Source organism: Aminobacter ciceronei, from assembly GCF_014138625.1.
Classification (GTDB): Bacteria; Pseudomonadota; Alphaproteobacteria; order Rhizobiales; family Rhizobiaceae; genus Aminobacter; species Aminobacter ciceronei.
This window is the reverse complement of the sequence record NZ_JACJHY010000009.1, coordinates 129,078-142,528: the sequence shown is the minus strand read 5'-3', so window position 1 is coordinate 142,528 and position 13,451 is coordinate 129,078. Positions and strand designations below refer to the sequence as shown.

Below are 13,451 nucleotides of genomic sequence, written 5' to 3'. Positions count from 1 at the left end.
TGGCCCGCTGGGAGGATGCGGGACAGGGCTTTACAGCGATCAGTACTTGCCTTCGTCGTCGAAGATCTGCGTCCAGTCCTTGGCGAGACCGTCGAGCGCATCCTGGGCGGAGCCCTGGCCGGCAACGACATAATCGTGGAAGCGCTTCTGCGTCGCCTGCAGCAGCGAGGCGTAGGCCGGCTCCGCCCAGAAATCCTTCACGATGGCCATCGAGTCGAGGAAGGTCTGGGCATAGGGCTGGCTGGTGGCGAAGCCCGGATCCTCGACGACCTTGCGCAGTGCCGAATAGCCGCCCATCTGCCACCATTTCTGCTGGACCTCGGGCTGGGCGAACCACTTGATGTAGGCGAGCGCGTCGTCCTTCTTCTCCGAAGCCGAGACCACCGAGATGCCCTGGCCGCCGAGCTGGGCGAAGGCCACCCCGTCCGGACCCGCCGGGTTCGGGAAATAGCCCGACTTGTCGCCACCGACATTAGCATCGGCATTGATGCCGGGCCAGGTGAAGGCGAAGTTCATGTGCAGCGCCACCTGGCCCGACTTGTAGGCGTCAATGTCCTCGGACATGTAGGCGTCGGAATGGCCGGGAGGCGTACAGCAATCATAGAGCTGCTTGTAGAATTCCAGCCCCTGCACCGCCTTGGCCGAATTGACGAACCCATCGAGCTCGTAAGGCTTGTCGGGGTTCTCGTACTGGAAGCCGAAGCTGTAGAGCACGTCCATCGCGCCCATGGTGATGCCTTCGGACCCGCGCTCGGTGTAGATCCCAGCACCATAGACAGTCTTGCCGTCGATCTCGCGCTTCTGGAAGAACTCGGCGATGTCCTTGAGCTCGGCGAAGGTTTTTGGCACGGCGAGGTCACGGCCGTATTTCTTCTTGAACTCGGTCTGCAGCTCGGGCCGCGCGAACCAGTCCTTGCGATAGCTCCAGCCGATGACATCGCCGAAGGCCGGCAGCGCCCAGTAGTTCGGCGAATTCTTCGGCCATTCGGCATAACCGACGACGGTCGCCGGAATGAAGTCGTCCATCTTGATTCCTTCCTTGTCGAAGAAATCGTTGAGCTTCACATATTGGCCGTTCTCTGCCGCGCCACCGATCCACTGGCTGTCGCCGATCATCAGGTCGCAGAGCTTGCCGCCCGAGTTCAGCTCGTTGAGCATGCGGTCAGCGAAGTTCGGCCACGGCACGAACTCGAACTTCATCTTGACGCCGCTCTTGGCCTCGAAATCCTTGCTCAGCTCGACCAGCGCGTTGGCCGGGTCCCAGGCGGCCCAGCACAGCGTCAGGTCCTTTGCGCTGGCCTGGCTTGTTCCCGCCACGCCGGCAGCCAAAACGGCGCCGAAAGCGGCCAATGATCTCACATGGCGAATTGTCATGGCTGGGACCTCCCTCCCATCCTTCCGACCTCCATCGGAAGATGAAAACGCCCGCTTGGGGCACCTGACGCGGAAACGATCTTCCTGGCGGGCCAGTCTCCTCCGCGCCGCCTGCGTGGCTCGCTCAGTCCTCCCGGCGACCACCATGAGAGTCTTAATTGAGGTGCGCACCTCAATGCAAGCGAATTTTGAGGCACGCACCTCAAAACTTGATTTTCATCTGGTTTTGTTGGAGAAATCGCCCGAAGACGACATGATCGGGAAGAGAGTCGAGGATGCGGCCAACCGCGAGAGACCTGGCAGAAGCCGCGGGCGTCAGCCTCGCGACCGTCGACCGCGTCCTCAATGAGCGACCGAATGTCAGCCCAAAGGCGGCGAGGAGCGTGGCCGAGGCGATCGAGCGCATCGGCTTCATGCGCAACCCCGCCGCCGTGGCGTTGGCCCGCAACAAGACATACCGCTTCCGCTTCGTCCTGCCGACGTCAGGTGACCAGTATCTTGCCGAACTCATCGCCCGCGCCGGCGAAGCGACGGAGGCACTCCGCGCCGATTCGACCGACGTGGAAGCCGTGCAGATCGCCATGAGCGACCCACACCATGTCGCCAAATACCTCACGGCCATTGACCACGACACGGTCGACGGCGTTGCCGTCATGGCGCCCGAGTCACCGCAAGTGCGCGACGCGATGCTGCGGCTGGTCGAGCGCGGTGTTCGGGTGGTGCAGTTCCTGTCGGGCCAGGAGCGACTTGAGAGCGCCGACTATGTCGGCGTCGACAATTTTGCCGCTGGCGCCACCGCCGGCAAGATCACCGGCCGTTTCCTCTGCGAACGTCCGGGCAAGATCATGGTCGTTGCCGAAACCATGATGGCCCTCGACAGCATCCAGCGCCGCCTCGGCTTCGACAGCATCATCAACGCCCAGTTCCCGCATCTCGAAAGCCTGCCGTCGCTGGAGACTTATGGCGACGAAAAGCGCGCCGAACTGATCATCCGGCGCACCTTGGAGCACAACCCCGACACGGTCGCCGTCTATGTCCTGAGCTCCGAGGCCCGCATCCCGCTGACGGCGGTGTGGAACACGCAAGGCGCCCGCGCGCTCACCGTCGTCGCCCATGAGCGAACCCCGTTCAGCGAGCAGGCGCTGATGGACGAACGCATCGACGCCGTCATCGCCCAGGACCCCGGCCACGCCGTCCGCAGCGCGCTGCGCATCCTGCGCGCCCGTTCCGACCACCGCGAACCTCTCGCCTCCCAGGAGCGCATCCGCATCGAAGTGGTGCTCAAGGAGAATCTGCAGTTCGATTGACCGGGAGAGCACAGCGCGTACCCCAACTGTCGAAGGTAAAGGCGGCTCATCTCCGGCGCTGAGGCGCATCCTGTCAGGTGCCTCCAATCACTTACAGTTCAACTGCAAGTCGCGCATGTGGCGACGGCAAAGGCTTTGCCATATCTTGACGCCGTCCAGCCGCGACCTGCGATTCACCTGACCGCCAAACCGGAAGAAGCGCGATGCATGCCACAAGAATAACGGTCGCCCTGCTCGCCTGCCTGACCCTGTCGGCCTGCGGCATGGCGAAAGCGGCGAGGACCGGCGGCCAGACATTCGACAAATACGGCTGCATGGCGCGCGACTTCAAAGGTCAGCCGCCTTGCGAACCGGCTGAAGCTCCCGCGCCTGGTCCATAACAGGCGTGCCCCCTTTACGTCACCGCTTTGACGACCTACTGCAGACGGACATATCGAGCTGCAGCGGAAGGAAAAGACATGTCCGAGATCATCGTCAAAGACAGCAACGGCACTCAGCTGAATGAAGGCGATTCCGTTACGCTGATCAAGGACCTTAAGGTCAAGGGGACCTCCGAGACGATCAAGCGCGGCACGCTCGTCAAGAACATTCGCTTGAACGGCAATCACGGCGAGATCGAATGCAACACCAAGCAGGTCAAGGGGCTGGTGCTGAAAACCGAGTTTGTGAAGAAGGCCTGAGCCGCCAACGCTGCGCCGCGCCGATAGACCAGCGTCAACGCGGTTTTAAGCTCTGAAGTCCAGACTCAGCGCATGTCTGGATTCGCCCTTCCCAAGTTGAGATGGTTGGTGCTCGGCGCACTTGCTGCCGGCGGCTGGGCGATGACACAGGACTTGCCCAGCAAGGCGCGCTTCGACGATCGCCCGGCCAGGGCAGCCAACAAGTCCAGGGCGGAAACCACCGAGCGCAAGGACGTCACCGTCACCAGGCCGAAGGTCAATGTCGCGCCACGGCCACAAGCTGACGTGGCGCGCCCCAAGGTGGATGTCGAACTGCGCAAGCTGGCTGCCGCGCCGAAGCCCAAGGCAGAGGTTCCAACTAAGAAGGCGGCAGCCACGGCGCCTGCGGCCAGAGAAAGGACGCCACGCAAGCCTGCCGCCGACATCGAGACGGCCTCGATCACACGCCCGCCCACGCCATTGCCGCGGCCGAAATCGACAGCAAAGGAGCCGGCGCCGAAATCGACGAGCACCGGCGCTGCCGCGCTCAACGTGCTCTATACCAGCACCACGGTCTATCTGCGCCAGCGCCCAAGCGTTTCCGCCCCCGTCACGTCAAGTCTCAAGCAGGGCGAGAGTGTCAGGGTGTTCGCCCGTGACGGCAAATGGACGCTTGTGTCGGCCTCGGGACGCAAGGGTTGGTTGCATGGCGACCTGCTGCGACCGGCGGATCCTGCCGCCCCTCGCCCGAAACAGACGCTCGGCCACGCCGCCAACACCGCCACGCCGGGCTGAGCCGCCTAAATTCGCCTCTGAAACAGCCGATATCATGCCTGATCGGGCATTGCGGGTTGAAACCGGACGCATCCGGTGCCAAATCTGCGGCTCGTCTCGCAGGTGCTGCGAGCACCCAAAAGGTTACCCGGTAGAGGTCAATGGTCAGCTATCTCGACGCCGCCACGGCGCCCCTCAGGAACACCGGCCAGATCCGCCTTTACGGCGCCGAGGCTTTTGAAGGCATGCGCAAGGCGTGCCAGCTCACCGCCAGCTGCCTCGATGAGCTGGTCGACCGCGTTGCTCCAGGGGTTACAACCGACGCCATCGACCGTTTCGTCTTCGAATACGGCATGGATCACGGCGCGCTCCCGGCGACGCTGAACTATCGCGGCTACACCAAGTCGTCTTGCACCTCGATCAATCATGTCGTCTGCCACGGCATCCCCGACAACAAACCGCTCAAGGACGGCGACGTCGTCAACATCGACGTCACCTACATCCTCGACGGCTGGCACGGCGATTCGAGCCGGATGTACCCGGTCGGCACCATCAAGCGCGCCGCCGAGCGGCTGCTCGAAGTCACCCACGAATGCCTGATGCGCGGCATCGCGGCTGTCCGTCCAGGTGTCCGTACCGGCGCGATCGGTGCTGCCATCCAGACCTATGCCGAAGCTGAGCGCTGCTCGGTGGTGCGCGATTTCTGCGGCCATGGCGTCGGCGCGTTGTTCCACGACGCACCGAACATCCTGCACTACGGCAATGCCAATGAAGGCGTCGAGATGCGCCAGGGCATGATCTTCACCATCGAGCCGATGATCAATCTCGGCCGGCCGCATGTGAAGGTGTTGTCGGACGGCTGGACGGCGGTCACCCGCGACCGCTCGCTTTCGGCCCAGTACGAGCATACGGTCGGCGTTACGGCCACAGGCTGCGAGATTTTCACACTCTCGCCCAAAGGGCTCGACCGACCGGGCCTGCCCGCATAAGATCACCTCGCCGGCAAGCGCATCGGCCCGCACAAGCACGATGTGTCAACTTGGGGAGAGCGTCCTAGCTGCGTTCGTTCGAACGCACAGGCGATCGCGCCGGCGGGGGCGACATACTGGGCATGGCGAGCGACGATCACGACGAGCGCGGTTTCTTTGGCGAGCGGTCGCTGCCGCAGCCCAAGCGCGACACTGAGCCGGAGAAACCCCACTATCTCGGCCATCGCGAGCGTCTGCGCGCGCGTTTCTCGGCAAGCGGCGGCGACGCCCTCGCCGACTATGAACTGCTCGAACTCTTGCTGTTCAGGCTGATCCCGCGCGCCGACACCAAGCCTGTCGCCAAAGCCCTGCTCGCCCGCTTCGGCACACTCGCCGAAATGCTGGGCGCACCAGTCAACCTGCTGCAGGAGGTCAAGGGCGTCGGGCCGGCAGTGGCTCTCGACCTCAAGATCATCGCCGCCTCGGCCACGCGCATGGCGCGCGGCGAAATCAGCGGCCGCGAGGTGTTGTCGTCGTGGAACCAGGTGCTCGACTATTGCCGGGCAGCGATGGCGTTCGAAGAGCGCGAGCAGTTCCGCATCCTGTTCCTCGACAAGAAAAACGTGCTGATCGCCGACGAGGTGCAACAAACGGGCACCGTCGACCATACGCCGGTTTATCCCCGCGAGGTCATCAAGCGCGCGCTTGAGCTGTCGGCCACTGCTGTCATCCTCGTGCACAACCACCCGTCCGGCGACCCGACACCTTCACGCGCCGACATCGACATGACCAAGACCATCATCGACATCGCCAGGCCGCTCGGCATCGCCGTGCACGACCACATCATTATCGGCAAGAAGGGCTTTGCCAGCATGAAGGGGCTGCTGCTGATCTAGACGTGCGCAGCAGGCATTGGCCGGAACAGCTTTCGACGAAGACAGAATCAAAAAAGGCCGCCGGATTGCTCCAGCGGCCTTTCCTGTTTCACTCAGGAGCGTCGCCCTATTCGGCGTCGGCTTCCTTGGCCTTCTTCTTCGGAGCGGCCTTCTTCTTGGGCTCTTCGCCCTCGGCCTTCTCGGCCTTGTCTGCCTTCTTGGCCGAAGCCTTCTTGGCCGGCTTTGCCGAAGCCTCGTCCTCGTCGTCGGCGAGCAGCTCTTCCTTGGTCACCTTCTTGTCGGTGACGGAGATCTGCGACAGCAGGTGATCGACGACCTTCTCCTCGAACAGCGGCGCGCGCAGGTTGACCAGCGCCGACGGGTTGTTGCGGTAGAAATCGAACACTTCCTGCTGCTGGCTGGCCGGGTAGCGGCGAACGGTGTCGAACAGACCGCGCTGCAACTCTTCGTCGGAAACCGTCACGCCGGACTTCTCGCCGATCTCGGCGAGGACCAGACCGAGGCGCACGCGGCGCTCGGCAAGGCGCTGGTACTCGGCACGGGCTTCTTCTTCCGTCGTCTCTTCGTCGGCAAAGGTGCGGCCGGCGATCTCGAGATCGCGGGTCACCTGGCTCCAGATGTTGCCGAATTCGGCTTCGACGAGCTTGGAAGGCGCCTCGAACTGGTAGGCACCGTCGAGCTGGTCGAGCAGCTGGCGCTTGACCTTCTGGCGCGTCATGGCGCCGAACTGGTTCTCGATCTGGCCGCGAACAATGTCACGCAGCTTCTCGAGCGACTCGAGGCCGAGGTTCTTGGCGGTCTCGTCGTTGACTTCCAGCTTGCCGGGGGCAGCGACTTCCTTGACGGTGACGTCGAAGGTGGCTTCCTTGCCGGCCAGATGCGCGGCCTGGTAGTTCTCCGGGAAAGTCACGGTGACGAGCTTCTCGTCGCCTGCCTTGGCGCCGATCAACTGGTCCTCGAAGCCGGGAATGAACTCCTTCGAGCCGAGCACCAGCGGCTGGTCGCCGCCCGTGCCGCCGTCAAAGGCAACGCCGTCGATCTTGCCGACATAGTCGATGGTGACGCGGTCGCCTTCGGCGGCCTTGCCGGTCTTCGGCTCGTAGGAGCGCGCCGATTCGGCAACGCGGTTGACCTGCTCGTCGATCTCGCTTTCCGGAACGTCGTAGACCGGGCGTGACACCTTGATGTCGGTGAAGTCCTTGATCTCGATCGCGGGAATGACTTCATAGCTCAGCGAGAACTCGAAATCGACGCCGCCGGCCAGGATCTTCTCGGCTTCCTTCTCGTCCTCGGTCATCACGACGTCGGGCTGCATCGCAGCCTTTTCGCCGCGCTCGGCGATGATCGTGCGCGTCGAGTCGGTCAGGATCTCGTTGACCACTTCGGCCATGAAGGACTTGCCGTACATCTTGCGGATGTGCTGCATCGGCACCTTGCCCGGACGGAAGCCGTTGATGCGGACCTTGTCCTTGGCAGCCGAAAGCCGCTTCTCGAGACGGGCTTCCATATCGCCGGCAGGAACCGAGACCTTGATCTCGCGCTTGAGGCCGGAGTTGAGCGTTTCGGTGACCTGCATCATCAAACCTTTGTTTTACGTATGGCGCGGCTTGAACGGCGTCCTGCCGTTCAGCCTGCCGGAATTCGTTTGCCGGGGGTGGCTTCAAGTTCGCAAATCGTCATCCTGGCCCGCCATCGCGGCCCGTTTGGCTCCGCCATCTTCCGAAAATCCGATAAGTTATTGTTTTTCCGACTTCTTATCGTATCTTTCAGAGACGGTCCTTTGCGTCCCATCCTATTTGACAGGCCTTTTGTCACAGGCGAAGCCAATTTTCAACTATCTTCGCGGTTTCTCCCGGCCCGGGTCATTTCGGCTCCGAGATTGACAGAATGATGGCGGCATGTGATTGGCGGTCGCATGCGGATGTGGCGGAACTGGTAGACGCCCTGGATTTAGGTTCCAGTGCCGAGAGGCGTGTAGGTTCGACTCCTATCATCCGCACCATAGACGCTCTGCCCGGCGGACCTGAAACCTCTGATCGCGAGTGATCGAGCCGTGCACGCAACGACAAATCCCCCAGCTACCACCTCCACTGCCGACAACAATCGCCCGGTCCGACCGCGACGCAGCCTGCTCATTGCCTCCGATGCGGTGTGGCCGCCCGTTTCGGGTGGGGATCTACGCAACTGGCAGAATGTCCAGGCCCTTGCGGGGCTGGGTGATGTGCTGGCGACCTCGGTCCACGCACCAGCTGCACCTACGACGCTCGACGACGACAGGATCACGACACTCGCCCTTGCCAACGCAGCCGAGGCCGCAACCTCGCCGCGCCTCGCCAAACGCCGGACCCCGATCGACACGCGCATCCCGCAAGTCGCGCTTACGCGCCTGCTGGCGGCGGCACGCGACTTCAAGCCCGATGCCATCGTCGTCGAGGGTATTCCACTGTTTCCTCTCCTCGAGCATCTGCGCCCACTGGCGTCGACGATCGTGCTCGACATGCACAACATAGAGTCCGACCTTTTCAGGCAGATGATGCCGAAAACCGGCTGGCTGGGAGGGCTGTTCTCAAAGAAGGCCCGCCATGTCAGGCGCATGCGCGACATCGAGTTGCAGTCGCTGCGCATGGTGGACAAGGTCTGGGTCTGCTCGGAGCAGGATCGCGACAGACTACGCGACCTGTCCGGCGGGCGTGCCCTTGCCGATGTCGTTCCGAATGGCGTTCCCCGGTTTGATCTCATCCCGGAACAATTGGCCGACCAGCCCGCAATGGCCACGGGCCAGCCGACGCTGCTGTTCATCGGCCACCTCAACTACCCGCCGAATCTCGAAGCGGCGCGGCGGTTGGCAACGCAAATCCTGCCGCGGCTGCACGCCGCGCTCGGCGGCGCAAGGCTCGTCATTGCCGGGCGCAACCCGCACCGCAGCCTTGGCGACGTGGCTGCCTTGCCCAATGTCGAACTGATAGCCAATCCAGACGATCTTGCGGAGCTTTATCGCCGAGCGCATCTTGCCGTCGTACCGCTGGTCAGCGGCGGCGGCACGCGGCTGAAAATACTGGAAGCGATGGCCTGGGGCCTCCCGGTCGTGGCCACCCGGCTGGCTGCGGAAGGCCTCGGCCTTGTCGACGGTGTCGACATCGACTTTGCCGAGACCGACGACGACCTCGCCGCGCGCGCGGCGGCGCTGTGCACGGACACCGACTGGCTTCAGGCGCGGCGGCTCCGTGCCCGTGAAACAGTCACGCAGCGCTTCGGTCCGAAAGCCATCGCGGCGGCCGTCAGATCCAGCCTCGCGTGATATCCGAGAAACTCTCGATATCAGCTTGATAAGCCTTGTCTAATAATGCCATGACATGCAGGATGACTGAAAGACGAAGTTGATCGGCTTTGCATGACAATTCCAAAAATTCTTCACCAGACCTGGAAGACGGACAGAATTCCCGACAAATTCCTCAGCTGGTCGACGAGTTGGGAGAAACACAATCCGGGCTGGCGGCACATCTTGTGGAGCGACAGGATGCTGCTCGACTTTGTCGCCGAACACTATCCTGATTATCTTGAGACCTACTGCAGCTACAAGGTCGGCGTCCAGCGTGCGGACGCTGCGCGTTACATGCTGCTGCACCATTTCGGTGGCGTCTATGCCGACATCGACTGCGAATGCGTGGCGCCCTTCGACGGGCTTTTGGACGAGAACCGCGTCGTCCTGTGCAAGGAACCCCAAAGTCAGTCGGATGCGCAGACGCGCATGCGCAACCTGCCTCACCTTCTCTTCAACGGGACGATGGCGAGCCCGAAAGGACACCCGTTCTGGCCCCACCTGCTTGCCTATCTGCCTTTGGTCAAGGATGCGCGGGACGTTCTCGATGCCACGGGCCCATGCCTTCTGACGGCGGCGCAGCTGAGTTTCCCCGATCAGTCGGCCTTTGCGATCCACCCGAACGAACTTTTCAGCCCGGCTGGCAGCAGCGGCAATTCGGCCGACGCCGCCACGACCGCGACCCTGTCCATTCATCACTGGGCCGGCACCTGGTGGATCAAACCCAAACCACCGTCTTTGCTGGCACGGTTGCGGCAAAGCTACTATCAGGCGCGGCATGCCTTGACCAAAGGCGAGCAGCTCGACCTGGCCGCAGCACAGGCGGCAGTCGACCCGGCTGCCCTCAACCGCCTACCGCCCTCGGGCAACAACATCGCGATACTTGTGCCATTGCGCGATGCCGCCGACCACATTGAACCCTTCCTCGCAGCGCTCGCCCGGCTCGGCCACCCCAAGGAGTGCATAAAGCTGGTGTTCTGCGAAGGCGACAGCAGCGACGGCAGTTGGGAAAGGCTGACCGAAGCGACCGCTGCACTCAAGGGAAACTACCGCGACATCGTGCTGCTCAAGAAGGACCTTGGCATCAAGATGGAACGAGCGAAGCGCTGGAAGCCGAGCCTTCAACGCAAGCGCCGCTCGGCCATTGCCGCCGTCCGCAATCATCTCATCAGCCACGGGCTCGATGCCAGTGACGACTGGGCTCTGTGGATCGATATCGACGTCTGGCGTTATCCCTCGGACGCCATATCGCGCCTGATCGCTTCGGGCGGCAGGATCGTCGTTCCCAACTGCGCGGTGGCGCCGGGTGGTGGCAGCTTCGACATGAACAGCTTTGCCACTCTCCGAAAGCCAAGGGATTACCGATACTACCGCGCGCTGCGCGGCGGCCTCTACCAGCCTCCAGCCAAGGAAAACACCAGGCTTTACCTTAGCGACCTGCGCCATCTCGACAGCGTAAACCTCGACGGCGTCGGTGGCACGATGCTGCTCGTCGACGCAGCGCTGCATCGCGGCGGCCTCAACTTTCCCGAGATCCCCTACAGGTTCCTGCTCGAGACAGAAGGCTTTGCTGCCCTTGCCAATGATCTCGGCGTCGTGCCGCTCGGGCTGCCTAAAATAGAAGTACTGCACGTCCCCTGGTGAACGCCAGCGGACTTGCCCTGTCTTGATGCCTTAATAGAGCGGTTCCTCAAACAGCATTGTGTCGCCGTCCATCAGTGCCTTGATCTGGCCGGTGCCGTCGCTGCCGACCGCCACCTTGATGCCGAAGCTGCGCAATTCGGGCTCCGCGCCGGAGTTGCGCTTGCGCATCTCCTCCTCGATGGCCAACCCTTCGCCCTCCGGCACATAGAAGCGCTCGATGCCGTAGTCGACGCTAATGGTCGAACCCGGCGTCAGGCTCCAGGCATTGGTGACCTGGCCGCTAAGATCGACCTCATCCGGGCTTGCGATCGTCGAGTCAGTAGTGAGCATGGCGGATTTGGCGCGCCAGTACCCATCAGCGTCCTTCTTCAAGCGGACGACGATCGGCCATCCTTCCACGGCCGCCGCTTCACCCTGTGGTAGGTTTTCGACGATTTCGACAGGAATGCGCGAGATGTCGTAGCCAAGCCTGACATAGTCGCCGCGCAACAGGTCGCGCGGGTCGACGGGCTCGACCTTGAGCAGGATTTCCTTGCCGTCGCGCAGGATCGCCGCGCGCCCGACGATCATCCAGCCGAGGAAACCGATTTGCGCCAGGGCCACGACAATGGCGGCGACAACGAGCTTGTAGCGGGTCATCACGCGGCTCCCTGGGCTGGCTGTGATTTCATGCGCCGTTCGATGCGGATGATCGCATAAGCTAGGCCGGCGAGGATTATTGCAGCTGCGAAGAAGAAGCCTGCCGTGCCCAACATGGAGCCGACCGTCACCATGTAGACGATCGCCAATTCGAAGGCGAAGCCGATATAGGCGATCCAGCGCAAGCCTCGACTCTCGCGACCGAGGAAGACGATCACGGCCGCGATGACCGCCAGCGCCACGGCAGCGGCGATGACAAAGCCTGCATCATCCATCTGGTCGAGCTGGACCATGCCCATACCGGAGAGGAAGCCGATCAGCGCGTGCAGCGGCAGCCGCCCGCCAAGCTGGGCAATGCGCTCCGAAGCCGCAGGTGCCAGCGCTGCAGCGGCGAGAAGCGCTGCCGAGACCAGCGCAAGCACCAGCCCGACCTCCAGCGACTCGTAGTGAAAGCCGAGCAGCACCGCATAGAGAATGACCGACAGCGCGATCAGGTGGCGCGCAGCGCGGCTCTGCGTCCAGAACGACAGCGCCCAGTATGCGGCCATGAACACAATGAAGAGATGCGGAAACTCCGCGCGGCGGAACAGCTCAAATCCCTTCGTCACCAGCCATGCGTCGGCGATGCCGATGGCGGCGACAGTCAGGGCATTCGAACGCAGTGCGGCCGCGGCTATGGCCGTGCCTATCGACCAGGTGACGATCGCCGCCGCCTCGTCGCCGGAGAAATGGTACATCTGGCCGATCAGCGCGATCGAACCGCCAAAGGCCGCGGCAGCGATCAACCACAATGCTTCGGCGAAGCCGCCATGGTCCCGCTGCTTGAGCACGGCTCCGCCGACATAACCCGCGAAGATCACGGCAAACAGCGAGGCCACTCGCGCCGGGCGCGGTATTGCTTCCCAGTTGGCCGCGACAAGGATCAGGATCGCTGCCGCAAACAGCAGAGCCGCCATCATGGCGAGGATCGAACCGAAATTGAGCCCGTTGCGCTCATTGGTCTCGACATCGCGGATCAGCGCGTCACCGGTCGCGCGGTCGACGAGCCCGCTGTCGACCCAACGGCCGATGTCGTTCTTCACCTTGGTGGCATAGCTCGCCATATGTCGCTTCCCCTGCCCGACGGCCCACACCAGGGCCAAGCCGTTGTCATCATGGCGAATTTCAGATTCGGTCACAATTATGACCGAAGCCTTAATGCCCATTAATGTTGCAATGCACAAAACGCATTGCTGCCATGCGAGCATAGCGCTTCAATTTTAGGCAAGGGCATCCTATCTACGCCCCGTACACAGAAGAGAAAAGAAGACGAACGGAAAACGAAGATGAACCTGATCCGCAATTACCGCAACTGGCGCCGCTACCGTGACACTGTCTCCGAGCTGAGCCGCCTGTCGAACCGTGAACTGACCGACCTCGGCATTACCCGCAGCGACATCCACTTCGTCGCTCGCAAGGCGATCTAACCGAAGCCGATCTACCCAAACTACCTGTCCGAACCGAAAAGAGAACTGAAATGAACTTGCTCCGCACTTACCGCAACTGGCGTGCATATCGCGAGACGGTGAACGAGCTTGGCCGTCTGTCGAACCGCCAGCTTGCCGATCTCGGCATCAATCGTGGCGAGATCCAGTCGATCGCCCGCCGCGCAATCTAATTCAAGCTTTCCGTCCGGGTCGACCTCCTCCCCGACCCCGATGGATCCGGTCAGCTTTCTCCTCCCATTGAGCTGACCACCTTAACACCCCCGCCGGATCCTCCTCCCCCGGCGGGTGTCGTTAGCCCGAGAGCCTCGCCCTCTTCGATTGGCGAACAGAATTCAGCCTGCGCCGACCTCCTCCCCGGCAAAGGCGAATAGGTCAGCTTCCTCC

At 62.5% G+C, this 13,451-nt stretch carries 14 protein-coding genes and 1 tRNA gene; 11 read left to right on the top strand and 4 right to left on the bottom strand.

Annotated features, from left to right (window positions below; all coding sequences use genetic code 11):
- Nucleotides 1–39: 39 nt before the first annotated feature.
- The gene (locus HNQ95_RS11705; protein ID WP_182574076.1) at nt 40–1,374 is read right to left on the bottom strand and encodes an ABC transporter substrate-binding protein; all 1,335 of its coding nucleotides are present in this window, start codon (nt 1,372–1,374) and stop codon (nt 40–42) included.
- A 275-nt stretch (nt 1,375–1,649) separates the two neighbouring features.
- Between HNQ95_RS11705 and HNQ95_RS11700 the strand changes: the two genes are divergently transcribed.
- From HNQ95_RS11700 to radC, 6 genes are all read left to right on the top strand, one after another.
- Nucleotides 1,650–2,681 (top strand): LacI family DNA-binding transcriptional regulator, encoded by a 1,032-nt coding sequence (locus HNQ95_RS11700; RefSeq protein WP_182574077.1) that lies wholly within the window; start codon nt 1,650–1,652, stop codon nt 2,679–2,681.
- 203 nt (nt 2,682–2,884) lie between these two features.
- Complete coding sequence (locus HNQ95_RS11695; RefSeq protein ID WP_182585789.1) at nt 2,885–3,061, top strand: hypothetical protein; 177 nt, start codon at nt 2,885–2,887, stop codon at nt 3,059–3,061.
- Nucleotides 3,062–3,088: 27 nt separating this feature from the next.
- Nucleotides 3,089–3,361 carry an alkylphosphonate utilization protein gene (locus HNQ95_RS11690; protein ID WP_256441228.1) on the top strand — a complete coding sequence of 91 codons (273 nt, stop codon included), beginning with the start codon at nt 3,089–3,091 and terminating at the stop codon, nt 3,359–3,361.
- 72 nt (nt 3,362–3,433) lie between these two features.
- Nucleotides 3,434–4,135: an SH3 domain-containing protein gene (locus HNQ95_RS11685; RefSeq protein ID WP_182574078.1), complete on the top strand. Its 702-nt coding sequence runs from the start codon at nt 3,434–3,436 to the stop codon at nt 4,133–4,135.
- Between the two features lie 140 nt (nt 4,136–4,275).
- The gene (map, locus tag HNQ95_RS11680) at nt 4,276–5,103 is read left to right on the top strand and encodes a type I methionyl aminopeptidase (RefSeq protein ID WP_067961656.1); all 828 of its coding nucleotides are present in this window, start codon (nt 4,276–4,278) and stop codon (nt 5,101–5,103) included.
- 122 nt (nt 5,104–5,225) lie between these two features.
- Nucleotides 5,226–5,978 (top strand): RadC family protein, encoded by a 753-nt coding sequence (radC, locus tag HNQ95_RS11675; protein ID WP_182574079.1) that lies wholly within the window; start codon nt 5,226–5,228, stop codon nt 5,976–5,978.
- A 106-nt stretch (nt 5,979–6,084) separates the two neighbouring features.
- Here radC and tig read toward each other — a convergent pair whose 3' ends face one another.
- Entirely contained in the window at nt 6,085–7,554 is a 1,470-nt protein-coding gene (gene tig, locus HNQ95_RS11670) for a trigger factor (protein ID WP_182574136.1), read from the bottom strand.
- Between the two features lie 341 nt (nt 7,555–7,895).
- Here tig and HNQ95_RS11665 point away from each other — a divergent pair.
- The 3 genes from HNQ95_RS11665 (at nt 7,896) to HNQ95_RS11655 (ending at nt 10,941) form a co-directional block, all read left to right on the top strand.
- Nucleotides 7,896–7,980: transfer RNA gene (locus HNQ95_RS11665), tRNA-Leu, on the top strand.
- Between the two features lie 51 nt (nt 7,981–8,031).
- Nucleotides 8,032–9,276, top strand: a complete 1,245-nt coding sequence (locus tag HNQ95_RS11660; RefSeq protein WP_182574080.1) for a glycosyltransferase family 4 protein — start codon at nt 8,032–8,034, stop codon at nt 9,274–9,276.
- Nucleotides 9,277–9,369: 93 nt separating this feature from the next.
- A complete protein-coding gene (locus tag HNQ95_RS11655) occupies nt 9,370–10,941 on the top strand; it encodes a glycosyltransferase (RefSeq protein WP_182574081.1) in 1,572 nt (523 codons plus the stop codon).
- A gap of 30 nt (nt 10,942–10,971) precedes the next feature.
- On the opposite strand, the gene HNQ95_RS11650 is transcribed toward HNQ95_RS11655, so the two are convergent.
- Nucleotides 10,972–11,583: a GDYXXLXY domain-containing protein gene (locus tag HNQ95_RS11650; RefSeq protein ID WP_182574082.1), complete on the bottom strand. Its 612-nt coding sequence runs from the start codon at nt 11,581–11,583 to the stop codon at nt 10,972–10,974.
- Nucleotides 11,580–12,683, bottom strand: a complete 1,104-nt coding sequence (locus tag HNQ95_RS11645; protein ID WP_067966482.1) for a DUF2157 domain-containing protein — start codon at nt 12,681–12,683, stop codon at nt 11,580–11,582. Before HNQ95_RS11645 ends, HNQ95_RS11650 begins: the two co-directional genes overlap by 4 nt.
- Nucleotides 12,684–12,905: 222 nt before the next feature.
- Between HNQ95_RS11645 and HNQ95_RS11640 the strand changes: the two genes are divergently transcribed.
- Together HNQ95_RS11640 and HNQ95_RS11635 are read left to right on the top strand one after the other, a co-directional pair.
- Entirely contained in the window at nt 12,906–13,046 is a 141-nt protein-coding gene (locus HNQ95_RS11640) for a DUF1127 domain-containing protein (RefSeq protein ID WP_082496386.1), read from the top strand.
- Between the two features lie 50 nt (nt 13,047–13,096).
- Nucleotides 13,097–13,237 (top strand): DUF1127 domain-containing protein, encoded by a 141-nt coding sequence (locus HNQ95_RS11635; RefSeq protein WP_018427695.1) that lies wholly within the window; start codon nt 13,097–13,099, stop codon nt 13,235–13,237.
- Nucleotides 13,238–13,451 lie beyond the last annotated feature (214 nt).